The following is a 20,147-nucleotide window of genomic DNA, read 5'->3' on the forward strand; positions in this document are numbered from 1 at the left end:
CCCTATGCCACCTCCCGTGCCTCCGGCACAAGGGCAAGCGCTTGGCCGAAACCGGCGGTCGTGAAGGACGGCACCGCCTCGGCGCTCTCGATGGCCAGAATCGCCGCGGCAATGCCTTCGCGCAGCGCTATCCGCAAAGGCAGGCCGCGCAGCAGCGCGGCAACGGTGGCGCCGGTCAGGGCGTCGCCGGCGCCGGTGACGTCGGCGACCCGTCGCGGCGCGGGCGGGTCGATGGCAAAGGCACCGGACCCGTCGAAGCCCAGCACCGGAGCGCTGCCGGCCGTGATCACGCCCGCCGTCAGCCCCTGTCGCCTGAGCGCCTCGACGAGATCCGGGCTGGACATGTCGGCGCCGCAAAGCGCCGCCGCCTCGCGGCGGTTCATGAACAGCAGCGACAGATCGCCGAGCAGCGGCGCCAACCGCACGACCTTGGCCGGCGAGATGGCGATGGCGAAGACCGGCCTGTCGCCTGCCTGTGCAAACAGACGTTCGAGCGCGGCTGTCGGCAGGTTCGCGTCGCAGAGGATCGCGTCGGCCTCGGCGATCGCCTCGCGCACCTTGGCGCGGCGGATCTGCTTCGGGAAGGCGAGATCGTAGAGGCCCATATCGGCAAAGCCGACGATCAGCTCGCCCTCGCTGTCGATCAACGCCGTGTAGCTCGGCGTCGTGCGGTCGAGGAACACCACCGAAAGATCGGTGATGCCGGCCCCTGCGATCGCCGCTGCGACCGTCTCGGCCGCCGCGTCGCCGCCGCGTACCGAAAGCAGCGACGCCGACACGCCGCGCTTCACCACGCTGCGCAGCGCGTTGAAGACGCCGCCGCCGACATCCTCGCGCATGATGCCGGGGTTGGAGGCGGCGGGCACGTAAATCCCCGACACCTGGCCGCGCCTGTCGATATGGGCGCCGCCAAGCGCCAGAATTTTCGGGGATGTCGGCATGCCGCGGAGGTGACCTTCGTTGATTGTTCGCGTGCGCACACTAGGTTTCCGCGCATCGCCCCGCAATCGGTGACGCGATTCGGGCCGGCCGGATGTCGAAGTGTCTTTGGGTCAGCGGCGCTGGCGCGCCCTAGCTCTAGTGAGACAAAAAAAGAACAAATCCAGATATCGATTGTTTTTCAGTCATTTGCTGCCCCTTGCCAAATGAGAACAAAAAAGGTACAAAACAGCAGGGATCACGGATTGTCCGGCCTTCATTGACGACCAAGGGGTGATGTATCATGGCTCAGAATACTTTGCGGCTTGTAGAGGATAAGGCAGTGGACAAATCAAAGGCTCTGGATGCGGCGTTGTCGCAAATCGAGCGCGCTTTCGGCAAGGGCTCGATCATGCGGCTCGGCGCCAACGAGCAGGTCGTCGAGATCGAAACCGTGCCGACGGGATCGCTCGGCCTCGACATCGCGCTCGGCGTCGGCGGCCTGCCGCGCGGCCGCATCATCGAAATCTACGGGCCGGAAAGCTCGGGCAAGACGACGCTGGCGCTGCATACCGTTGCGGAGGCCCAGAAGAAGGGCGGCATCTGCGCCTTCGTCGATGCCGAGCACGCGCTCGATCCGGTCTATGCCCGCAAGCTCGGCGTCGATCTCGAAAACCTCCTGATTTCCCAGCCCGACACCGGCGAGCAGGCGCTGGAGATCTGCGACACGCTGGTGCGTTCCGGCGCCATCGACGTGCTGGTGGTCGATTCGGTCGCGGCACTGACGCCGCGCGCCGAAATCGAAGGCGAGATGGGCGATGCGCTGCCCGGCCTGCAGGCCCGCTTGATGAGCCAGGCGCTGCGCAAACTCACCGCCTCGATCTCGCGCTCCAACACCATGGTCATCTTTATCAACCAGATCCGCATGAAGATCGGCGTCATGTTCGGCTCGCCGGAAACCACCACCGGCGGCAACGCGCTGAAATTCTACGCCTCGGTGCGCCTCGATATTCGCCGCATCGGTTCGGTCAAGGACCGCGACGAGGTGGTCGGCAACCAGACCCGCGTCAAGGTGGTGAAGAACAAGCTGGCGCCGCCCTTCAAGGTGGTCGAGTTCGACATCATGTATGGCGAGGGCGTATCGAAGACCGGCGAGCTGATCGATCTCGGAGTCAAGGCCGGCGTGGTCGAGAAGTCGGGCGCCTGGTTCTCCTACAATTCGCAGCGTCTCGGCCAAGGCCGTGAGAACGCCAAGCTGTTCCTGCGCGACAATCCGGACACGGCGCGCGAGATCGAACTGGCGCTGAGGCAGAATGCCGGGCTTATCGCCGAGAAATTCCTCGAGAATGGCGGCTCCGAAGGCGGCGATGACGGCTTCGAGGACGAAGCCGGCGCCATGTAGGTGCCACAATCGAAATGTATTAAGTTGTGCTTATGTAATCGAGTTCTTTGGTATTGCGTCCCGAACCGCCGGCCTTGTGCCGGCGGTTTGCGTTTCAGAGCCGGTATGCATGCACGGACAGCTCGTGAATTGGCCAGTTCCGTGTTTCTGGACAGGCTCAAGAGCTACGGCTAAAAGGCCAATCTATCTTCTGAAACACGAAAGCCCATCTGCCGCCGGCCATGCCGGCGGTTCCTACGAAAAGGCAGCATCCATGAGTGGCGTGAACGACATCCGGTCGACATTCCTCGACTACTTCCGCAAGGAGGGTCACGAGATCGTCGCCTCCAGCCCGCTGGTGCCGCGCAACGATCCGACGCTGATGTTCACCAACGCCGGCATGGTGCAGTTCAAGAATGTCTTCACCGGCCTGGAGAAGCGGCCTTATTCGCGCGCCTCGACGGCGCAGAAGAGCGTGCGCGCCGGCGGCAAGCACAACGACCTCGACAATGTCGGCTACACCGCGCGCCATCTCACCTTCTTCGAGATGCTGGGCAATTTCTCGTTCGGCGATTACTTCAAGGAGCGAGCGATCGAGCTCGCCTGGAATCTGATCACCAAGGATTTCGGTCTGCCGAAGGACAAGCTCCTGGTCACCGTCTATCACACCGACGACGAGGCGGCCGGCTACTGGAAGAAGATCGCCGGCTTCTCGGACGATCGCATCATCCGCATCCCGACCTCGGACAATTTCTGGGCGATGGGCGACACCGGACCCTGCGGCCCGTGCTCGGAAATTTTCATCGACCGCGGCGAGCACATCTGGGGCGGTCCGCCCGGCAGTCCGGAAGAGGACGGCGACCGGTTCCTGGAATTCTGGAACCTGGTGTTCATGCAGTATGAGCAGGTGACGAAGGACGAGCGCATCGATCTGCCGCGCCCGTCGATCGACACCGGCATGGGCCTGGAGCGCATGGCATCCATCCTGCAAGGGGTGGAGAGCGTCTTCGAGACCGACCTGTTCAAGCATCTGATCGACGCGGCGTCCTCGGCGCTCGGCCACGGGCCGACCGAGGAAAATGTGGCATCGTACCGCGTGATCGCGGACCACTTGCGCTCGACCTCCTTCCTGGTGGCCGACGGCGTGCTGCCGTCCAACGAAGGCCGCGGCTATGTGCTGCGCCGCATCATGCGCCGCGCCATGCGCCACGCGCAGCTGCTTGGCTCCAAGGAGCCTTTGATGTGGCAGCTGGTGCCGGCGCTGGTGCGCGAGATGGGCCAGGCCTATCCCGAGCTCGGCCGCGGCGAGGCGCTGATCACAGAGACGCTGAAGCTCGAGGAAACCAGGTTCCGCAAGACGCTGGTGCGCGGACTCGGCCTGCTGGCGGACGCGACGGAGACACTCGGCGCCGGCGACATGCTGGACGGCGAGACCGCCTTCAAGCTTTACGACACCTACGGCTTTCCGCTCGACCTGACGCAGGATGCGCTGCGTCAGCGCAACATCTCCGTCGATCTGGCCGGCTTCACCGATGCGATGGAGCGGCAGAGGGCGGAGGCGCGCGCGCATTGGGCGGGTTCCGGCGAAGCGGCGACCGAGACGGTCTGGTTTCCCGTGCGCGAAAAGAACGGCGCGACCGAATTCCTCGGCTACGAGACCGAGCAAGCGGAAGGCCTCATCCAGGCGCTGGTCAAGGACGGCAAGACCGTCGACAGCGCAAGCAAAGGCGCCGCGATTGCCGTGGTCGTCAACCAGACGCCGTTCTATGGCGAATCCGGCGGCCAGATGGGCGATACCGGCGTTATCTCAGGTGACGGCTTCTCGATAGAGATCTCCGACACTCAGAAGAAGGCAGACGGGCTGTTCGTGCATTTCGGCAAAGTGGCCAGCGGCACGGTCAAGCTGGGTGCCACCGTGGAGCTCAAGGTCGACCATGCGCGGCGTTCGAAGCTGCGTGCCAACCATTCCGCGACGCATCTCATCCACAAGGCGCTGCGCGAGGTGCTGGGCACCCATGTGGCGCAAAAGGGCTCGCTGGTCGCGCCGGATCGGCTCCGCTTCGACATCTCGCACAACAAGCCGATCTCGTCGGACGAGCTCGAGGACGTCGAGCGCATGGCGAACGAGATCGTCGTGCAGAACAGCCCGGTGACGACGCGCCTGATGTCGGTCGACGATGCGATCGCCGAGGGCGCCATGGCGCTGTTCGGCGAGAAATACGGCGATGAGGTGCGTGTGGTGTCGATGGGTACGGGCTTGCATGGCGCCAAGGCCAACCGTCCCTACTCGGTCGAGCTCTGCGGCGGCACGCATGTCAGGTCGACCGGCGATATCGGGCTGGTGCGCATCCTGTCGGACAGCGCGGTGGCGGCCGGCGTGCGCCGCATCGAGGCGCTGACCGGCGAGGCGGCGCGCAAGCATCTCGACGAGCAGGACAAGCGCCTGAAGGCAGCGGCGGCGACCTTGAAGATTTCGCCGGCCGATGTCCCGGCCCGCGTCGAGACGTTGCTCGAGGAGCGCAGGAAGCTCGAGAAGGATCTCTCCGAGGCGCGCAAGAAGCTGGCGCTTGGCGCCGGCACGGCCGTATCCGATGCCCCGCCCACCAACGAAACCGTCGCCGGCGTCGGCTTCCTCGGCAAGGCGGTCAGCGGCGTGGCGCCGAAGGACCTGAAGCCGCTCGCGGATGCCGGCAAGAAGACGCTTGGTTCCGGCGTGGTCGTCTTTGTCGGCGCGGGCGAGGACAACAAGGCGAGCGTCGTGGTTGGCGTCACCGAAGACCTGACCAACCGGTTCAGCGCTATCGATCTGGTGCGCGTCGCTTCCGCCGCGCTCGGCGGGCAGGGCGGCGGCGGGCGCCCCGACATGGCGCAAGCCGGCGGCCCCGACGCCTCCAAGGCCAACGACGCCATCGCGGCGGTGAGGGCGGCCCTCGAAGCCGCCTGAGCCAGCGGATGAAAGTCCTCGTCCTTGGCGGCTACGGACTTATCGGAGAAGCCGTCCTCGGACGTTTGATCGAGGACGGCCACGAACTTGTCGGGCTCGGTCGTGATGTCAGCGATGCGCGGCGGCGCAAGCCGGGCGTAGAGTGGATCGCGGCCGATATGTCGCGGCTGCTCGCGGCGGCGGACTGGGCGCCCCTTGCTTGCCGGCGTGGAAGCCGTCGTGAATGCCGCGGGCGCCTTGCAGGACGGCCCGCGCGACCATCTGGACGCCATCCACCGGCGGTCGGTCGCCGCCCTCGTAACTGCCTGCGAACAGGCCGGTGTGCGCCGACTGGTGCAGATTTCGGCGATCGGCGCCGACCTCGGTTCCGACGATGCGTTCTTTCGGACCAAGGCTGAAGGCGACCGCGCCGTCGCGTCGTCCTCCCTGGATTGGACGATCCTGCGGCCCGGCCTCGTCTTCGCGCCCGCCGCCTATGGCGGAACGGCTTTGCTGCGCGCGCTGGCCGCGTTTCCATGCTTCGTGCCGGCCGTGCTCGCGGACCGACCGATCCAAACGGTATCGGTCACGGAGGTCGCCGAGGCGGTATCGCGGGCCGTCGGCGGGTCTCTGGCGCAAGGGCAGGTCATCGATCTCGTCGAGGAACGGGCCAGGCCTCTCGGCGCCGTCCTGCTCGAATTCCGGGCCTGGCTCGGCTTATCCAAGGCGCCGGTCGTGGCGGTCCCGGCGATTGTCGGCCGGCTCGCCGCAAAGGTCGCGGATGGGCTCGGCCTTCTCGGGTGGCGATCTCCCTTGCGCAGTGCTGCGCTTGCCGCGCTCGAGAAGGGCGTTACCGGCAACGCGAAACCCTGGACCGAAATCGCCGGCCGCTCGCCGCAACCTTTGGAGGCAACGCTGGCGGCTGTGCCGGCGCATGTTCAGGAGCGGTGGTTCGCACGCCTTTGGCTGCTGAAGCCGGTCGTGTTTGCCGCCTTGTCCGCGTTCTGGCTGGTTTCGGGCATTGTCGGGCTTGCCCGGCACAATGTGGCCGCAGACATTCTAACCTCGCGTGGCCTACCGGACGGCCTCGCGCTCGGGATGGTTCTGGCCGGAAGTGTGGCCGACATCGTTGTCGGTGCAGCGGTTGTCGTTCGACCCTTCGCACGATCGGCGCTGATGGCGATGATTGCCATCACCTTGCTCTACCTTGCCGCAGCGGCGGCGCTTGCTCCCGATCTCTGGCTTGATCCTCTCGGAGCCATCGTGAAGGCCGTGCCGACGCTTTGCCTCGTTCTTGTGGCTCTGGCGATTTTGGAAGAGCGATGAGCATCTGGGTCGACATTTTGCGCTGGCTGCACATTATCGGCGCTACCGTGCTGTTCGGCACCGGTGCCGGCATAGCGTTCTTCATGCTGATGGCGCAGCGGACCGGCAAGCCCGAGATCGTCGCTCATGTCGCCGGCACGGTCGTGATCGCCGACGCCATCTTCACGGCAACCGCTGTCGTGGTGCAGCCAATCACCGGCGCGTTGCTGGCGCGCGAGATGGGATGGTCGCTCGGTCAAGGCTGGATCGTGCTTTCGCTGCTGCTCTATGCCGTTGCCGGCGCCTTCTGGCTGCCGGTCGTCTGGATCCAGCTGCGCATGCGCGATCTGGCACGGCAAGCCGTGTTGGAAAATGCCCCTCTGCCCGAGGAGGAGAGGCGCCTCTTCCGCATCTGGTTCGCCTGCGGCTTTCCAGCCTTCGGCGCGGTGCTTGCCATTCTCTGGCTGATGGTGACCCGGCCGGAGACAGGATTTTGGCCATAGAACCCGGCCTGAACTGCCGCAGATCGGACGCGCTTGCTTCAGCCAACCTTCTCCGTCCGGGCAAAGCTCGGACGCGCAGCGATGCGCGAATACCAGCTCTCGATGTCCGCGAAACGCGCCAGCATGTCGCGTCCTTCGGCGACCTTGAGGAAATACGCGATGACCGGTGCCGTGTGCAGGTCGGCCAGCGTGAGCTGCTCGCCCAGCAGCCATGGGCCTTTTGCCTTCAGCGACGTGAGAACTTTCAGCACAGTTTCTGCCTGGCGGAGGCCGGCGGCAATCAGTTCCTCGTCGGCGGGCGCCTTCTCGAGCCGCTCCACAGCGACGTCCCAGACCATGGCCCGATAGCCATAGGCATCGAGCATGCCGACGATCTGGCCCATCCTCGCACGAACGCGCGGATCCGCAGGTTGCAGTGCGGGCCCATCAAAGGCTTCGTCGACGTAGCGCGCGATGGCGCCGGTCTCGAACAGCCGAAAGCCGTCATGCTCGAAGGCCGGGATGCGGCCGAACGGGTGGTGTTCGAGAAACCAGGCGGGAATGCCTTCGGCCGCAAAGATGTCGAGAGGGACGAGCTCGTAGTCGACGCCCTTTTCCTCCAGCGTCATCCGCGCGATGCGGACATAGACACTGTAGTCGGCGCCGTAGAGGATCGGCTTGGTCATCGGGCCCGGCCCTCCGCTATGGCTGCGGGCGCTCGTCGCTTGAAAAGCCCATTTCGGAACCTTTCATGCGCTTCGCGCACCGCTCCTCACCCCATCGCTTTCTGCAGGTTCTCGTCGATCTTGTCGAGGAAGCCGGTGGTCGACAGCCAGGGCTGGTCCGGGCCGATCAGCAGCGACAGGTCCTTGGTCATGAAGCCGGCCTCGACGGTCTGGATGCAGACCTTTTCCAGCGTCTCGGCGAAGCGCTTCAGCTCGGCATTGTCGTCGAGCTTGGCGCGGTGGGCGAGGCCGCGCGTCCAGGCGAAGATCGAGGCGATCGAATTGGTCGAAGTCTCCTCGCCCTTCTGGTGCTGGCGATAGTGGCGCGTGACGGTGCCGTGCGCGGCTTCCGCTTCCACCGTCTTGCCGTCCGGCGTCATCAGCACCGAGGTCATCAGGCCGAGCGAGCCGAACCCTTGAGCCACCGTGTCGGACTGAACGTCGCCATCATAGTTCTTGCAGGCCCAGACATAGCCGCCGGACCATTTCAGGCTCGAAGCCACCATGTCGTCGATCAGGCGATGCTCGTACCAGAGTTTTCTCGCCTTGAACTCGGCCTCGAATTCCTTCTCGTAGACCTCCTGGAAGATATCCTTGAAACGGCCGTCATAGGCCTTGAGGATGGTGTTCTTGGTCGACAGATAGACCGGGAAGTTGCGCAGCAGGCCGTAGTTCAGCGAGGCGCGGGCGAATTCGCGGATCGATTCGTCGAGATTGTACATGGCCATCGCGACGCCGGCGCCAGGCGCGTCGTAAACCTCATGCTCGATCACCGTGCCGTCCTCGCCGACGAACTTGATCGTCAGCTTGCCCTTGCCGGGATAGCGGAAGTCGGTGGCGCGGTACTGGTCGCCGAAGGCGTGACGGCCGACGACGATCGGCTTGGTCCAGCCCGGCACCAGGCGCGGCACGTTCTTCATGATGATCGGCTCGCGGAAGATGGTGCCGCCGAGGATGTTGCGGATGGTGCCGTTGGGCGACTTCCACATCTTCTTCAGCTTGAATTCCTCGACGCGAGCCTCGTCGGGCGTGATCGTCGCGCACTTGACGCCGACGCCGTATTTCTTGATCGCGTTGGCCGAGTCGATCGTCACCTGGTCGTTGGTGGCGTCGCGGTTCTCGATGCCGAGATCGAAATAGTCCAGCTTGAGGTCGAGATAGGGGTGGATCAGCTTGTCCTTGATGAACTGCCAGATGATGCGGGTCATCTCGTCGCCGTCGAGCTCGACGACCGGGTTCGCCACCTTGATCTTCGCCATGGAAAGAATGCCTCGTTGCTGGGGATCTGAACGGCCTTGCCCGCATGGCTTCGGCCGGGGTTGCGGAGCGTATATCAAAGCCTTTTTGAGCGCGCAAACCGCGATCCATACCACTATGGACGAGTGCCGCCGTCGTGAATGCTTCATTTTCCGAACCGGATGTGGCAGGGGACGCTGAAACGCCGCAAACACTGGTTACGGAGAGCCATGCCAGCCGCAAACGTCCCCGCCAAGACCGCCGGACCGGCGATCATCCTCGTCGAGCCGCAGCTCGGCGAGAATATCGGCATGGTCGCGCGCGCCATGGCGAATTTCGGCCTGTCGGAGCTGCGCCTGGTCAATCCGCGTGACGGCTGGCCGAGCGAGAAGGCGCGCGCGGCCGCCAGCCGCGCCGACCATGTCATCGATGCCACGAAAGTCTTCGACGATCTGGCCTCGGCGGTCGCCGGCCTCAACTTCGTCTTCGCCACCACGGCGCGCGAGCGCGACGGCTTCAAGCCGGTGCGCGGTCCGGTGGAAGCGGGCAGGGCGCTTCGGGCGCGCGAGCAGGCCGGACTGCGCACCGGTATCCTGTTCGGTCGCGAACGCTTCGGTCTCTACAATGACGAGGTCGGCCTCGCCGATGAGATCGTCACCTTTCCGGTCGATCCGGGCTTCTCCTCGCTCAACATCGCGCAAGCCGTGCTGCTGATATCCTATGAGTGGATGAAGTCGGGCCTTGCCGAGGAGACCGCGACCAACTTCTCAGGGCCGGAGCTGGTGCCGGCGACCAAGGAGCAGCTGCTTAGCCTGTTCACCTATCTTGAAGGCGCGCTCGAGGCGCGCGGCTACTTCCGTCCGGAAGAGAAGAAGCCGAAGATGGTCGACAATCTGCGCGCCGTGCTGACACGGGCGGGGTTCGCCGAACCGGAGCTGAAGGTGTTGCGTGGCATCATCTCGTCGCTCGACAGGTTTTCTCCTGCAATGCCGCGTGGCGACGGCTCGCCGGGCGACGATCCGAGGCGGATGCCGGCAGCACGAAAGCGGGCAGCGGACAAAGAAAGTTAAAATCCGTAAGGTCCAGGCGTTCGAAGTAACCGAATATTATTCGGTTTCGACCCATCGTTATTGAAACGGTGGGGGTAGCAATGTTCACGTCCAATATTGGTCGGCTGCGCTTCTTCTTCTATTCGCTCGGCTTGTTCATGGCGGAAGCGGTGGCGATCGCCCTTTGCATTGCCGCAACGGTCGGCTTTGCGGGGCTGATCAATTCGATGCCTGGGCCGTCGCGGCAAGGTCTGGCCGGCGCCGCGCTTGTCGTGTCGCTCATCTTCGTTGCATTGCGCGGCAATATCGCCTGGCGCCGCAGCCGCGACGCCGATGCTTCGGGCTGGATCCTGTGGTCCTATATCGTCTTTTCCGGCATCTATGCCTTCCTGCAGGCGGGCGCGCTGCTGGTCATCGATTTCGGCAATCCCGAGAGCGCGCCTGGCGGCCTGAACCTGCTCGGCCTTGCCATATTCGGCCTCTGGTGCACCATCCTGTGGGCGAAGCCCGTCGCCGGCAGCAATATCAACGATTTGACCGAGGTTTTCGATTTCGAAGGCTCGTTGCCGGAACCGGCGCGCGCCGAGAGGACGGCAGCGAGCGTGGCTCCGGTCGCACCGCGCGCGCAAACCACGCGTGCAGCGCCGGCGCCCCAGCCGTTCGGTCGGCCGCGGCCCGCCGGTTTTGGCAAGCGCGGGCTCTGAGCACTGCGCAAAAGCTGCCGGCATTTGCCACTTCAAGACCATGATCGTTCAGGATAGAAGCGGCGTTGGCCAATTCAGCGGCCAGCCTCTTCCTGTGGTCGGATGACAATGAGCGATCGATCAAGCAACCGCCCGATCCTGATGTTCGATTCCGGCATCGGCGGGCTGACCGTGCTGCGCGAGGCGCGGGTCCTGATGCCGGATCGTCGCTTCGTCTATGTCGCCGATGACGCGGCATTCCCCTACGGCGCGTGGGAGGAGCCGGCGCTCAAGCAACACATCCTCGCTCTGTTCGGCAAATTGCTCGACCGCCTGCAGCCGGCGATTTCTGTAATCGCTTGCAACACCGCCTCGACCCTGGTGATCGATGCGCTGCGCGAAAAATTCCCCGGCCATCCCTTTGTCGGCACCGTGCCGGCGATCAAGCCGGCGGCCGAACGTACGCGTTCCGGCCTGGTGTCGGTTCTGGCGACGCCGGGCACGGTGAAGCGCCAATACACACGCGACCTGATCAGCAAATGGGCGCAGAAATGCCATGTCCGCCTGGTCGGCAGCGACAGGCTGGCCGGACTGGCCGAGATCTACATGCGCGAGGGCTTTGTCGACGAGGAGGCCGTGCGCGCCGAGATCGCGCCCTGTTTCATCGAGCGCGACGGCAATCGCACCGACATCGTCGTGCTGGCCTGCACGCATTACCCGTTCCTCGCCAATCGCATGCGCAAGACGGCGCCCTGGCCCGTCGACTGGATCGATCCGGCGGAAGCCATCGCGCGGCGGGCCATGTCGCTGCTCGAGCACGGTGGCGAGCCGTTGGGCGAAAGCGAGCCCGACATTGCCGTCTTCACCTCCGGCAAGGTGGATTTCGCCACGCGGAGGCTCATCCAGGGCTTCGGCTTGACGGCGGCTAAAGCGCGTCGCGATCTTTCAGATTCGTTCCATGCGCTTCAGGGTTTTTGATCTACGCATGTCTTTATCCCGAAACCGGTTTCCCACTTTCGGGAGACATGCTTCAGCCTTGGAACTGCGGCGCTGAAGCCGCGTTTCTCCTCCGAGCACAGGAGGAACCACCATGCCTGCCACATCGCAAGCTCAGCAAAAGGCCGCCGGCGCGGCACTTGCGGCCAAGCGCGGCGAGATCAAGAAGAGCGAGCTCAAGGGCGCTTCGCGCGACATGTATGAATCGATGAGCGAAGAGCAACTTGAGGAGTTCGCCGAAACCAAGCGCAAGAGCCTGCCCAACAAGAAGTCGTGAGGGCTGACAAAGTTCACAAGAAAAAGCCCGCGGCGAGACCGCGGGCTTTGCCTTGGGCTGTCGGGGTCGGGTCTACCAGATCCAGCGGCAGCGCCGCACCTTGACACGGATGACGTGACGGTGGCCGTGCCGCCATACGACCCTTTTCTGCACCACGACGCGGCAGACCTGCCTATGGCCGTGCCAGTGCCTTGCCATCGCCGGCTCCGGCGTCATGACCGCCATCGACCCGGCCAGCACCGCAGCCCCGGTCAAGGTAAGGAAGAACTTCTTCATGGGATTCGGACTCCTCTGCTCCAGTCCCTTCATCAAAGCGTCAGGGCGAGCTATGTCCAAAGCGATCGCACCCCGCCCTGGTGCCGTCCGCCGGCACCGCATGCAACGCTGAATGGTTATAGGGCTGCCGATCGTCACGCCAGTCACAAGCTTGACAGCAGTTAAATCTCTGTTTAACAGGCCCACCAACACCGGGTGGCGACGCCCGGTGGTTTCTTTTGCATGGACAAGACCTCGCCGGCATGCTGGCAGTCTTGTCGAAAATGACGTGTCCCGTGGGTTTTCCGTCGCGTTGCGTGGAAAACCCTGTCAGGTCTCGAAAACGGAGGCCAGAGGAGGGCGCGTTTCCTTCACCCGGAGCCATGGGGCTCCGGGTATATTGTTTTGAAAGGGAATGCGATGAGCAAGCGCGAATCCGCGAAATACAAGATCGACCGCCGTCTTGGCGAAAACATCTGGGGCCGCCCGAAGTCCCCGGTCAACAAGCGTGAATACGGCCCCGGCCAGCACGGCCAGCGCCGCAAGGGCAAGCTTTCCGACTTCGGCCTGCAGCTGCGCGCCAAGCAGAAGCTCAAGGGCTACTATGGCGACGTTTCGGAAAAGCAGTTCCGCAAGGTCTATGAGGAGGCCAACCGCCGCAAGGGCGACACCTCCGAGAACCTGATCGGCCTGCTGGAGTCACGCCTCGACGCGATCGTCTATCGCGCCAAGTTCGTGCCGACCATCTTCGCCGCCCGTCAATTCGTCAACCACGGTCACGTCAACGTCAACGGTAAGCGGGTCAACATCGGCTCGTACCGCTGCAAGCCGGGCGACGTCATCGAGGTGCGCGAGAAGTCGAAGCAGCTCGTCATCGTCCTGGAATCGGTCGGTCTGGCCGAGCGCGATGTGCCGGACTATATCGAAGCCGACCACAACAAGATGACCGCGACCTACGGCCGCGTTCCCGGTCTTTCGGACGTGCCATTCGCCGTCCAGATGGAACCGAATTTGGTCGTCGAATTTTATTCGCGCTGATCGGAAATTCTATCGGCAGGCAATCGAAGGCCGCCCTCGAGGCGGCCTTTTCTTTGCCCGCCAGGTCCGCTAATCCGGGCGACAAGAAAGAACGTGGGGCATACGCGCCATGAACATGCTGCCAGATGCCAAATCACTTGGCGTCAAATCGCTCGAACCGATCGCCGACCAGGAAGAGGGCGGCTTTCATCCGCTGTTTCGCGACGTGCCGACCTCGGTCGAGTTCAACAAGCTGCGCAAGCGGCTCTTGAGACTCACCCGCCAGGCGATCGAGGATTTCGCCATGGTGAAGCCCGGCGAGCGCTGGCTCGTGGCGCTCTCGGGCGGCAAGGATTCCTACGGCCTGCTTGCCCTGCTGCTCGACCTCAAATGGCGTGGCCTGCTGCCGGTGGAACTGCTTGCCTGCAATCTCGATCAGGGTCAGCCGAATTTTCCGAAACACATCCTGCCGGATTATCTCAGCGCCAACGGCATTGCGCACCGCATCGAGTACCAGGACACCTATTCGGTGGTCACCGACAAGCTGCCCGAAGGCAGCACCTATTGCTCGCTCTGCTCGCGGCTGAGGCGGGGCCATCTCTACCGCATCGCGCGCGAGGAGGGCTGCGCCGCCCTGGTGCTCGGCCACCACCGCGAGGATATCCTCGAGACCTTCTTCATGAATCTGTTCCATGGCGGTCGTCTCGCCGCCATGCCGCCCAAGCTGATCAACGACGAGGGCGACGTCATGGTGCTGCGCCCGCTCGCCTATTGCGCCGAGGTCGATCTCGAGAAATTCGCCGGCGCGATGAAATTCCCGATCATTCCATGCGACCTCTGCGGCAGCCAGGAAGGGCTGCAGCGCAATGCCATGAAGGCGATGCTCGACGACATCGAGAAGCACATGCCCGGCCGCAAGGACACGATGATCCGCGCCATGACCAATGTGCGGCCCTCGCACCTGCTCGACCGAAAACTGTTCGACTTCGCCGCGCTCGATCAGCGCCTCATCACAGGGCAAGACATTTCCGATGACATTTGACGACTGCGCGATCGACTGGCTGGCCGACCTTCTCGCCGATGCAGCCACGGCCGAAATCATGCCGCGCTTCCGCCGGCTGGCCGAGGGCGATGTCCGCCAGAAGACCTCGGCCGCCGATCTGGTGACCGAAGCAGACGTCAATGCCGAAAGGCTGATCACCGCCAGGCTGCACGAGCGCTATCCCTCGGCGATGATCGTCGGCGAGGAGGCCTGCTCCGACGATCCGACCCTGCTCGCCGGTCTCGGCGACGCCGCGCTTGCCTTCGTCATCGATCCGGTCGACGGCACTTTCAATTTCGCCTCCGGCGTGCCGCTGTTCGGCGTCATGCTGGGCGTGGTCGTCGAAGGCGAGACGGTTGCCGGCATCATCCACGATCCGGTCGGCAAGGACTGGCTGATCGGCGCCAGGGGCGCGGGCAGCCATATCCGCCATACGCATGGCGCGCTGGAGAAGGTGCGGGTCGCCGCGCCGGCGCCGATCTCTGAGATGACGGGTGCCGTGTCCTGGCAGTATCTCAAGGAGCCGGACAGGTCGCGGCTTGCGCGCAACCACACCAAGGCGCTGTCGCAGTTCGGCTACCGCTGCGCCGCGCACGAATACCGGCTGCTGGCGAGCGGCCACGCGCATTTCGTCGTCTACAACAAGCTGATGCCGTGGGATCACCTTGCGGGCGTGCTGATCCATCAGGAGGCCGGCGGCTATGCCGCGCGCATCGACGGCGATCCTTACCTGCCGTCGCATATCGATGGCGGACTGCTCGTCGCGCCGGACAAGAACTGCTGGGACGAGTTGCGCCGCGAGCTCTGGGCGGACTGATCCCGAGCTGTCGCCTCACACCGGCGGATTGTGTGGCTGGAACAGTCGTCCGCGCTCGGCGACCAGGATCATCAGCAGGGCCGCGACCGACACGCTGCAGAAGCCGGCGGCGAGCGGCGTGACCGTGCCGTTATAGGCCTGGCCGATCAGCGTGCCGAGGAGGCCGCCGAGAAAGGTCTGCATGAAGCCGAGGATGGAGGACGCCGTGCCGGCGAGCTCGCCGAGCGGCTCCATCGCGAGCGCGTTGAAATTCGCGCCGAGGCAGCCGAACGGCACCATCGCGCCGGCGAAGAAGGCTATGAACAGCCATAGCGGCATCTGCATTTCGAGCGAGACGACGAGCCATATCAGGCTGATGGCGAGAAACAGCAACAGCGCGCTTTGCGAGAGCCGACGCATGCCGATCTTGCCGACGAGCCGCGCGTTGAGGAAGTTCGAGAAGGCGAGCACGCCGGCGACGCCGGCGAAGATCAAAGGGAACAACTCGCCGACATGGAAGACGTCGAGATAGATCTGCTGCGCCGAATTGATGAAGCCGAACATGGCGCCGAAGATGAAGGTGCTGGCGAAGGCATAGCAAAGCGCGATGCGGTTGGTGAGCACGATGCGGAAGCCGCCGACAACCGCATTGACCGTCAGTGGGCGGCGGTATTCAGGATGCAGCGTTTCCGGCAGGCGCAGCAGCGACCAGGTCGACACGATCAGCGCGCCGACGGCCATTGTGACGAAGATCCAGTGCCATGTGGCGAAGAGCATGATGAATTGGCCGATGCCGGGCGCGACGACCGGGATCGCCATGAACACCATGAAGATCAGCGACATCACCTCGGCCATGCGCCGGCCCTCGAAGGTGTCGCGCACGATCGAAACGGCGATGACGCGCGTTGCCGCAGCGCCGATGCCTTGCACGACACGGCAGGTGAGCAAGATGGCGAAGGTTGGAGCGACAGCAGCAGCAGCCACAGCCGCGACATAGATGATCAGGCCGGCGACCAGCGGCGCGCGGCGGCCGAAACGGTCCGAGATCGGCCCGAAGAAGAGCTGACCGGTGCCGAAGCCGAGGATGTAGGCGGTGATGACGTATTGGCGGTGGTTTTCGTTCTCGACGCCGAGCGAGGCGCCGATCTGCTGCAACGCCGGCAGCATGATGTCGATGGCCAGAGAGTTGAGCGCCATCAGCGCCGCACAAAGCGCAATGAATTCCCAGCGCGGAATGGGCAAGCTGCTTGCCGATTGCTGCGCCACTACCTGCTTGTCCACGGCAAAATCCGATCGTTCAAACGAATGTGCGCCGGTTGACCGGCGCATCGGTTCGTCCTGTTCCCGTGCTCGGGAACTACAATGCCGAGGTGGGGGCGGCCCCGGAAGTCTTGCTCAACGCAATTCCGGACGCAAAATGCTGCGCACCTTTCGTGGAATTGCTTGGCCGGCTGGGCAAGCCGGCCGGCGTTCAATCAGGCGGCGCCTTTGACGCTGACGCCCTTCTCGATCAGGAAATCCTGCAATTCGCCGGCCTGGAACATCTCTCGCACGATGTCGCAACCGCCGACGAACTCGCCCTTGACGTAAAGCTGGGGAATGGTTGGCCAGTTGGAATAATCCTTGATGCCCTGGCGCAGCTCGGCCGAGGTCAGCACGTTCACGCCTTTGTAGTCGACCCCGACATAGTCGAGGATCTGCACCACCTGGCCGGAAAAGCCGCACTGCGGGAAGCCTGGCGTGCCCTTCATGAAGAGCACGACGTCGTTGCTCTTCACTTCGCTGTCGATGTAGTCGTTGATGCCACTCATGGGGAATCCTTTCACGCCTGTGGGAGTCAGGCTCGAAGCATGTCCATCAAATAAACCCATAGGTTGGCTGAAACAAGACGTTAGCCGCGACGCATCCGAAATGGCGCAAAGGATGGCGCGATTTGGGCCAAGACTGAGTGACGAAGAGCTCAGTCCGGAACGCTGGTCTGCAAGGCCAGCGCGTGCAGCACGCCGCCCATATTGCCCTTCAGCGCGTCATAGACCATCTGGTGCTGCTGCACCCGGCTCTTGCCGCGGAAGCTTTCGGCCACCACTTCGGCCGCGTAGTGGTCGCCGTCGCCGGCCAGATCGCGAATCGTCACCTTGGCGTCCGGAATGCCTTCCTTGATCAGCCGTTCGATGTCGCGCGCGTCCATTGCCATGACAAAAATCCTGTTTTCGAGCGGGGAGCGGTGCAGCCCGTACGATGAGAGTCGGGATAAGCGTAGAGCCTTTCTGGTCCGGATTGAAGCCGTTCCGTCCATGGCCGAGACTCATGGAACGATCTGATCCGGTTGGGGGACATCGCCGGCGGGCACGTCCTCGCGTGTCGAATAGGCGCGACCGAGGCTGACGGTCAGCACATAGAGCGGAACATTGAACGCGATACCGACCAGGGGCAAGTAGCTCGTCCACTGCCAGACCGGAGAGAAAAACGGCTGGCCGTAGCCGTCGCACATAAGCGAGGAGCCATACGCCCAAAGCGTTCCGACGACGATCGTGACGGCGAAGAGCTTGACGCATGTGGCGATATGCCTGGCTCGAGCCGGCTCCGGCAAAAGCCGCTCCCATAGGACCAGGCACAAAATCGGAACCGCGTAGACGAGGCCTTGAACCGCCAGCATCGGGATCGTGCCGTTGGCCGCGGCAAGGAATTCGACCCGCGTTTCGAGCCGCGGACAAACCTCGCTCGAGGTCGCCGACAGCGAGAGAAAGACGAACGGGCCGAGAAACCAGAAGAAGAACAGGGACGGCCAGAAGACGACTGCAAGCAGCGCCCGGACCGCCAGCCTGGTCAAATGGCCTGATCCATGAAGCGCGGGAACCAACCCTCGTGGGCGGCGGTCAACTCACTGACCGGTACGGCCCGCGCCTCACCGAGTTTCAATTCACGACCGCCGGTAGTGCCGATCCAAGGCGCGAAGATGCCGAGCCTGCTCTGCTCCTCGCGGATCCTGTCCCATTCGCCGCTTTGCGGGTCGATCGACAGCGTCAGCAGATAGCGGCCCTGGTCCTCGCCGAACCAGACCGGGATCAGGTCGGTACCGGTAAGACCGGGAATGGTGGCGCCGATGCCTGACGCCATCGCCATTTCGGCAAGCGCCACGGCAAGGCCGCCGTCCGAGACGTCATGCGCGGCGGTGACGATGCCGGAGGCGATCAGCGAACGCACATGGTCGCCGACGCGTTTTTCATGCGTGAGGTCGACGGGCGGCGGCGGCCCGTCGACGCGGCCGTGGATATCGCGCATATAGATGGACTGGCCGAGATGGCTGCCCCATGTCGGCGGCGCGCCGACCAGCACGATCATCTGGCCCTCGGCGGCAAAGCCGATACGGGCCATCTTCGACCAATCGGCGATCAGTCCGACGCCGCCGATGGTCGGCGTCGGCAGGATGCCGCGGCCGTTGGTCTCGTTGTAGAGCGAGACGTTGCCGGAGACGATGGGGAAGCCGAGCGCGCGGCAGGCCTCGCCGATGCCCTTAATCGCCCCGACGAACTGCCCCATGATCTCCGGTCGCTCCGGATTGCCGAAATTCAGGTTGTCGGTGGCGGCAAGCGGCAAGGCGCCGGTCGCGGTCAGATTGCGCCAGCATTCGGCCACCGCCTGCTTGCCGCCTTCATACGGATCGGCCTCGCAATAGCGCGGCGTGACATCGGAAGAGAAGGCGAGCGCCTTGGTCGGATGGCCGTCGACGCGCACAACGCCGGCATCGCCGCCCGGAAGCTGCAGCGAATTGCCCTGGATCAGCGTGTCGTACTGCTCCCATACCCAACGGCGCGACGAGAGGTCCGGTCCGCCAAGCATTTTCAGCAACGTGTCCGCAACATCGGCTTTCGGCGCATCGCTGGCCGCGAGCGGCGCGGGCTTCGTGGCTTCAACCCACGGGCGGTCATATTCCGGCGCCTGGTCGCCCAGTTCCTTGATCGGCAAATTGGCGACCTCGTCGCCCTGGTGCAGCACGCGGAAGCGCAGGTCGTCGGTGGTCTTGCCGACGACGGCGAAGTCGAGGCCCCATTTGCGGAAGATCGCCTCGGCCTCCTCTTCCTTCTCGGGGCGCAGCACCATCAGCATGCGCTCCTGGCTTTCCGACAGCATCATCTCATAGGCGCTCATGCGCTCCTCGCGCACCGGCACCTTGTCGAGATCGAGCTCGATGCCGAGATCGCCCTTGGCGCCCATCTCGACCGCCGAGCAGGTGAGGCCTGCCGCACCCATGTCCTGGATGGCGATGACGGCGCCGGAGGCCATCAGTTCCAGGCAGGCCTCCAGCAGGCATTTTTCGGTGAACGGGTCGCCGACCTGGACGGTCGGCCGCTTCTCCTCGATCTTGTCGTCGAACTCGGCCGAGGCCATGGTGGCGCCACCGACGCCGTCGCGTCCGGTCTTGGCGCCGAGATAAACGACCGGAAGACCGACGCCCTTGGCCTGCGAGAGGAAGATGGCGTTGGTCTTGGCGAGGCCGGCCGCAAACGCGTTGACCAGGATGTTGCCGTTGTAGCGCGGGTCGAAATTGACCTCGCCGCCGACGGTCGGCACGCCGAAGGAATTGCCGTAGCCGCCTACGCCCGAAACGACGCCGGCGACAAGGTGCCGGGTCTTGGGATGATCGGGCGCGCCGAAGCGCAGCGCGTTCATCGCCGCAACCGGCCGCGCGCCCATGGTGAACACGTCGCGCAGGATACCGCCGACACCGGTCGCGGCTCCCTGATAGGGTTCGATGTAGGACGGGTGGTTGTGGCTCTCCATCTTGAAGACGACGCAGTCGCCGTCGCCGATGTCGACCACGCCGGCATTCTCGCCCGGTCCCTGGATGACCTGCGGGCCGCTGGTGGGCAGCGTACGCAGCCATTTCTTGGATGATTTGTAGGAGCAGTGCTCGTTCCACATCGCCGAGAAGATGCCGAGCTCTGTGAAGCTCGGCTCGCGGCCGACCAGGTCGAGGATGCGCTGGTATTCGTCGGGCTTCAGCCCATGCGCTGCGACGAGCTCGGGGGTGATCGGCACGGAATTGGAAATGGTCATGGGC

The 20,147-nt window shown here is 64.1% G+C and carries 20 protein-coding genes; 11 read left to right on the forward strand and 9 right to left on the reverse strand.

From position 1 onward, the window contains the following. Nucleotides 1-2: 2 nt before the first annotated feature. On the reverse strand, nucleotides 3-941 hold the full coding sequence (locus tag QAZ47_RS19390; RefSeq protein WP_278207886.1) for a carbohydrate kinase family protein: 939 nt from the start codon (nucleotides 939-941) through the stop codon (nucleotides 3-5). A 281-nt stretch (nucleotides 942-1,222) separates the two neighbouring features. On the opposite strand from QAZ47_RS19390, the gene recA reads away from it, so the two are divergent. From recA to QAZ47_RS19410, 4 genes are all read left to right on the forward strand, one after another. After that, a complete protein-coding gene (gene recA, locus QAZ47_RS19395; RefSeq protein WP_278074059.1) occupies nucleotides 1,223-2,320 on the forward strand; it encodes a recombinase RecA in 1,098 nt (365 codons plus the stop codon). Between the two features lie 253 nt (nucleotides 2,321-2,573). Next, on the forward strand, nucleotides 2,574-5,243 hold the full coding sequence (gene alaS, locus QAZ47_RS19400; protein WP_278230430.1) for an alanine--tRNA ligase: 2,670 nt from the start codon (nucleotides 2,574-2,576) through the stop codon (nucleotides 5,241-5,243). Between the two features lie 219 nt (nucleotides 5,244-5,462). Further along, nucleotides 5,463-6,548: an SDR family oxidoreductase gene (locus QAZ47_RS19405; RefSeq protein WP_278230431.1), complete on the forward strand. Its 1,086-nt coding sequence runs from the start codon at nucleotides 5,463-5,465 to the stop codon at nucleotides 6,546-6,548. Further along, nucleotides 6,545-7,030, forward strand: coding sequence for a DUF2269 domain-containing protein (locus tag QAZ47_RS19410; RefSeq protein WP_278230432.1), 486 nt, complete (start codon nucleotides 6,545-6,547; stop codon nucleotides 7,028-7,030). Before QAZ47_RS19405 ends, QAZ47_RS19410 begins: the two co-directional genes overlap by 4 nt. A gap of 38 nt (nucleotides 7,031-7,068) precedes the next feature. On the opposite strand, the gene QAZ47_RS19415 is transcribed toward QAZ47_RS19410, so the two are convergent. Both QAZ47_RS19415 and QAZ47_RS19420 read right to left on the reverse strand, forming a co-directional pair. Continuing rightward, nucleotides 7,069-7,695, reverse strand: a complete 627-nt coding sequence (locus tag QAZ47_RS19415) for a glutathione S-transferase family protein (protein ID WP_278230433.1) — start codon at nucleotides 7,693-7,695, stop codon at nucleotides 7,069-7,071. An 86-nt stretch (nucleotides 7,696-7,781) separates the two neighbouring features. Beyond that, nucleotides 7,782-8,993 (reverse strand): NADP-dependent isocitrate dehydrogenase, encoded by a 1,212-nt coding sequence (locus QAZ47_RS19420; protein WP_278230434.1) that lies wholly within the window; start codon nucleotides 8,991-8,993, stop codon nucleotides 7,782-7,784. 207 nt (nucleotides 8,994-9,200) lie between these two features. Here QAZ47_RS19420 and QAZ47_RS19425 point away from each other — a divergent pair, with 207 nt between their 5' ends. The 4 genes from QAZ47_RS19425 (at nucleotide 9,201) to QAZ47_RS19440 (ending at nucleotide 11,975) form a co-directional block, all read left to right on the forward strand. Continuing rightward, nucleotides 9,201-10,040, forward strand: a complete 840-nt coding sequence (locus QAZ47_RS19425) for an RNA methyltransferase (RefSeq protein ID WP_278230435.1) — start codon at nucleotides 9,201-9,203, stop codon at nucleotides 10,038-10,040. An 80-nt stretch (nucleotides 10,041-10,120) separates the two neighbouring features. Continuing rightward, nucleotides 10,121-10,723, forward strand: coding sequence for a hypothetical protein (locus QAZ47_RS19430; protein ID WP_278230436.1), 603 nt, complete (start codon nucleotides 10,121-10,123; stop codon nucleotides 10,721-10,723). Between the two features lie 108 nt (nucleotides 10,724-10,831). Further along, nucleotides 10,832-11,680 (forward strand): glutamate racemase, encoded by an 849-nt coding sequence (gene murI / locus QAZ47_RS19435; RefSeq protein WP_278230437.1) that lies wholly within the window; start codon nucleotides 10,832-10,834, stop codon nucleotides 11,678-11,680. A 112-nt stretch (nucleotides 11,681-11,792) separates the two neighbouring features. After that, the gene (locus QAZ47_RS19440; protein ID WP_278202324.1) at nucleotides 11,793-11,975 is read left to right on the forward strand and encodes a DUF3008 family protein; all 183 of its coding nucleotides are present in this window, start codon (nucleotides 11,793-11,795) and stop codon (nucleotides 11,973-11,975) included. 72 nt (nucleotides 11,976-12,047) lie between these two features. Here the strand turns inward: QAZ47_RS19440 and QAZ47_RS19445 are convergent, their stop codons facing one another. Then, the gene (locus QAZ47_RS19445) at nucleotides 12,048-12,251 is read right to left on the reverse strand and encodes a hypothetical protein (RefSeq protein WP_278202325.1); all 204 of its coding nucleotides are present in this window, start codon (nucleotides 12,249-12,251) and stop codon (nucleotides 12,048-12,050) included. Between the two features lie 399 nt (nucleotides 12,252-12,650). Here QAZ47_RS19445 and rpsD point away from each other — a divergent pair, with 399 nt between their 5' ends. From rpsD to QAZ47_RS19460, 3 genes are all read left to right on the forward strand, one after another. Further along, complete coding sequence (gene rpsD / locus QAZ47_RS19450; RefSeq protein WP_278202326.1) at nucleotides 12,651-13,268, forward strand: 30S ribosomal protein S4; 618 nt, start codon at nucleotides 12,651-12,653, stop codon at nucleotides 13,266-13,268. 109 nt (nucleotides 13,269-13,377) lie between these two features. Then, nucleotides 13,378-14,289 (forward strand): tRNA 2-thiocytidine(32) synthetase TtcA, encoded by a 912-nt coding sequence (gene ttcA, locus QAZ47_RS19455; RefSeq protein WP_278230438.1) that lies wholly within the window; start codon nucleotides 13,378-13,380, stop codon nucleotides 14,287-14,289. After that, nucleotides 14,279-15,106 carry an inositol monophosphatase family protein gene (locus QAZ47_RS19460; RefSeq protein ID WP_278230439.1) on the forward strand — a complete coding sequence of 276 codons (828 nt, stop codon included), beginning with the start codon at nucleotides 14,279-14,281 and terminating at the stop codon, nucleotides 15,104-15,106. The genes ttcA and QAZ47_RS19460 overlap by 11 nt, the downstream gene beginning before the upstream one ends. Before the next feature lie 15 nt (nucleotides 15,107-15,121). Here the strand turns inward: QAZ47_RS19460 and QAZ47_RS19465 are convergent, their stop codons facing one another. The 5 genes from QAZ47_RS19465 to purL form a co-directional block, all read right to left on the reverse strand. Further along, complete coding sequence (locus tag QAZ47_RS19465; RefSeq protein WP_278230440.1) at nucleotides 15,122-16,366, reverse strand: multidrug effflux MFS transporter; 1,245 nt, start codon at nucleotides 16,364-16,366, stop codon at nucleotides 15,122-15,124. A 194-nt stretch (nucleotides 16,367-16,560) separates the two neighbouring features. Further along, complete coding sequence (gene grxD / locus QAZ47_RS19470) at nucleotides 16,561-16,896, reverse strand: Grx4 family monothiol glutaredoxin (RefSeq protein ID WP_278074073.1); 336 nt, start codon at nucleotides 16,894-16,896, stop codon at nucleotides 16,561-16,563. A gap of 149 nt (nucleotides 16,897-17,045) precedes the next feature. Then, nucleotides 17,046-17,279, reverse strand: a complete 234-nt coding sequence (locus QAZ47_RS19475; RefSeq protein ID WP_059185115.1) for a BolA family transcriptional regulator — start codon at nucleotides 17,277-17,279, stop codon at nucleotides 17,046-17,048. A gap of 111 nt (nucleotides 17,280-17,390) precedes the next feature. Further along, nucleotides 17,391-17,915 carry a hypothetical protein gene (locus QAZ47_RS19480; RefSeq protein WP_278230441.1) on the reverse strand — a complete coding sequence of 175 codons (525 nt, stop codon included), beginning with the start codon at nucleotides 17,913-17,915 and terminating at the stop codon, nucleotides 17,391-17,393. Then, nucleotides 17,912-20,143, reverse strand: coding sequence for a phosphoribosylformylglycinamidine synthase subunit PurL (purL, locus tag QAZ47_RS19485; RefSeq protein ID WP_278230442.1), 2,232 nt, complete (start codon nucleotides 20,141-20,143; stop codon nucleotides 17,912-17,914). Before purL ends, QAZ47_RS19480 begins: the two co-directional genes overlap by 4 nt. Nucleotides 20,144-20,147 lie beyond the last annotated feature (4 nt).

It is taken from the genome of Mesorhizobium sp. WSM4904, from assembly GCF_029674545.1.
Classification (GTDB): Bacteria; Pseudomonadota; Alphaproteobacteria; order Rhizobiales; family Rhizobiaceae; genus Mesorhizobium.

Coding starts and splice junctions, on each gene's coding strand:
- QAZ47_RS19420 (WP_278230434.1), bottom strand. CDS start 8,993: ATGGCGAAGATCAAGGTGGCGAACCCGGTCGTCGAGCTCGACGGCGAC.
- QAZ47_RS19415 (WP_278230433.1), bottom strand. CDS start 7,695: ATGACCAAGCCGATCCTCTACGGCGCCGACTACAGTGTCTATGTCCGC.
- QAZ47_RS19460 (WP_278230439.1), top strand. CDS start 14,279: ATGACATTTGACGACTGCGCGATCGACTGGCTGGCCGACCTTCTCGCC.
- grxD (WP_278074073.1), bottom strand. CDS start 16,896: ATGAGTGGCATCAACGACTACATCGACAGCGAAGTGAAGAGCAACGAC.
- QAZ47_RS19440 (WP_278202324.1), top strand. CDS start 11,793: ATGCCTGCCACATCGCAAGCTCAGCAAAAGGCCGCCGGCGCGGCACTT.
- QAZ47_RS19430 (WP_278230436.1), top strand. CDS start 10,121: ATGTTCACGTCCAATATTGGTCGGCTGCGCTTCTTCTTCTATTCGCTC.
- murI (WP_278230437.1), top strand. CDS start 10,832: ATGAGCGATCGATCAAGCAACCGCCCGATCCTGATGTTCGATTCCGGC.
- rpsD (WP_278202326.1), top strand. CDS start 12,651: ATGAGCAAGCGCGAATCCGCGAAATACAAGATCGACCGCCGTCTTGGC.
- QAZ47_RS19445 (WP_278202325.1), bottom strand. CDS start 12,251: ATGAAGAAGTTCTTCCTTACCTTGACCGGGGCTGCGGTGCTGGCCGGG.
- ttcA (WP_278230438.1), top strand. CDS start 13,378: ATGAACATGCTGCCAGATGCCAAATCACTTGGCGTCAAATCGCTCGAA.
- QAZ47_RS19425 (WP_278230435.1), top strand. CDS start 9,201: ATGCCAGCCGCAAACGTCCCCGCCAAGACCGCCGGACCGGCGATCATC.
- recA (WP_278074059.1), top strand. CDS start 1,223: ATGGCTCAGAATACTTTGCGGCTTGTAGAGGATAAGGCAGTGGACAAA.
- purL (WP_278230442.1), bottom strand. CDS start 20,143: ATGACCATTTCCAATTCCGTGCCGATCACCCCCGAGCTCGTCGCAGCG.
- alaS (WP_278230430.1), top strand. CDS start 2,574: ATGAGTGGCGTGAACGACATCCGGTCGACATTCCTCGACTACTTCCGC.
- QAZ47_RS19410 (WP_278230432.1), top strand. CDS start 6,545: ATGAGCATCTGGGTCGACATTTTGCGCTGGCTGCACATTATCGGCGCT.
- QAZ47_RS19475 (WP_059185115.1), bottom strand. CDS start 17,279: ATGGCAATGGACGCGCGCGACATCGAACGGCTGATCAAGGAAGGCATT.
- QAZ47_RS19390 (WP_278207886.1), bottom strand. CDS start 941: ATGCCGACATCCCCGAAAATTCTGGCGCTTGGCGGCGCCCATATCGAC.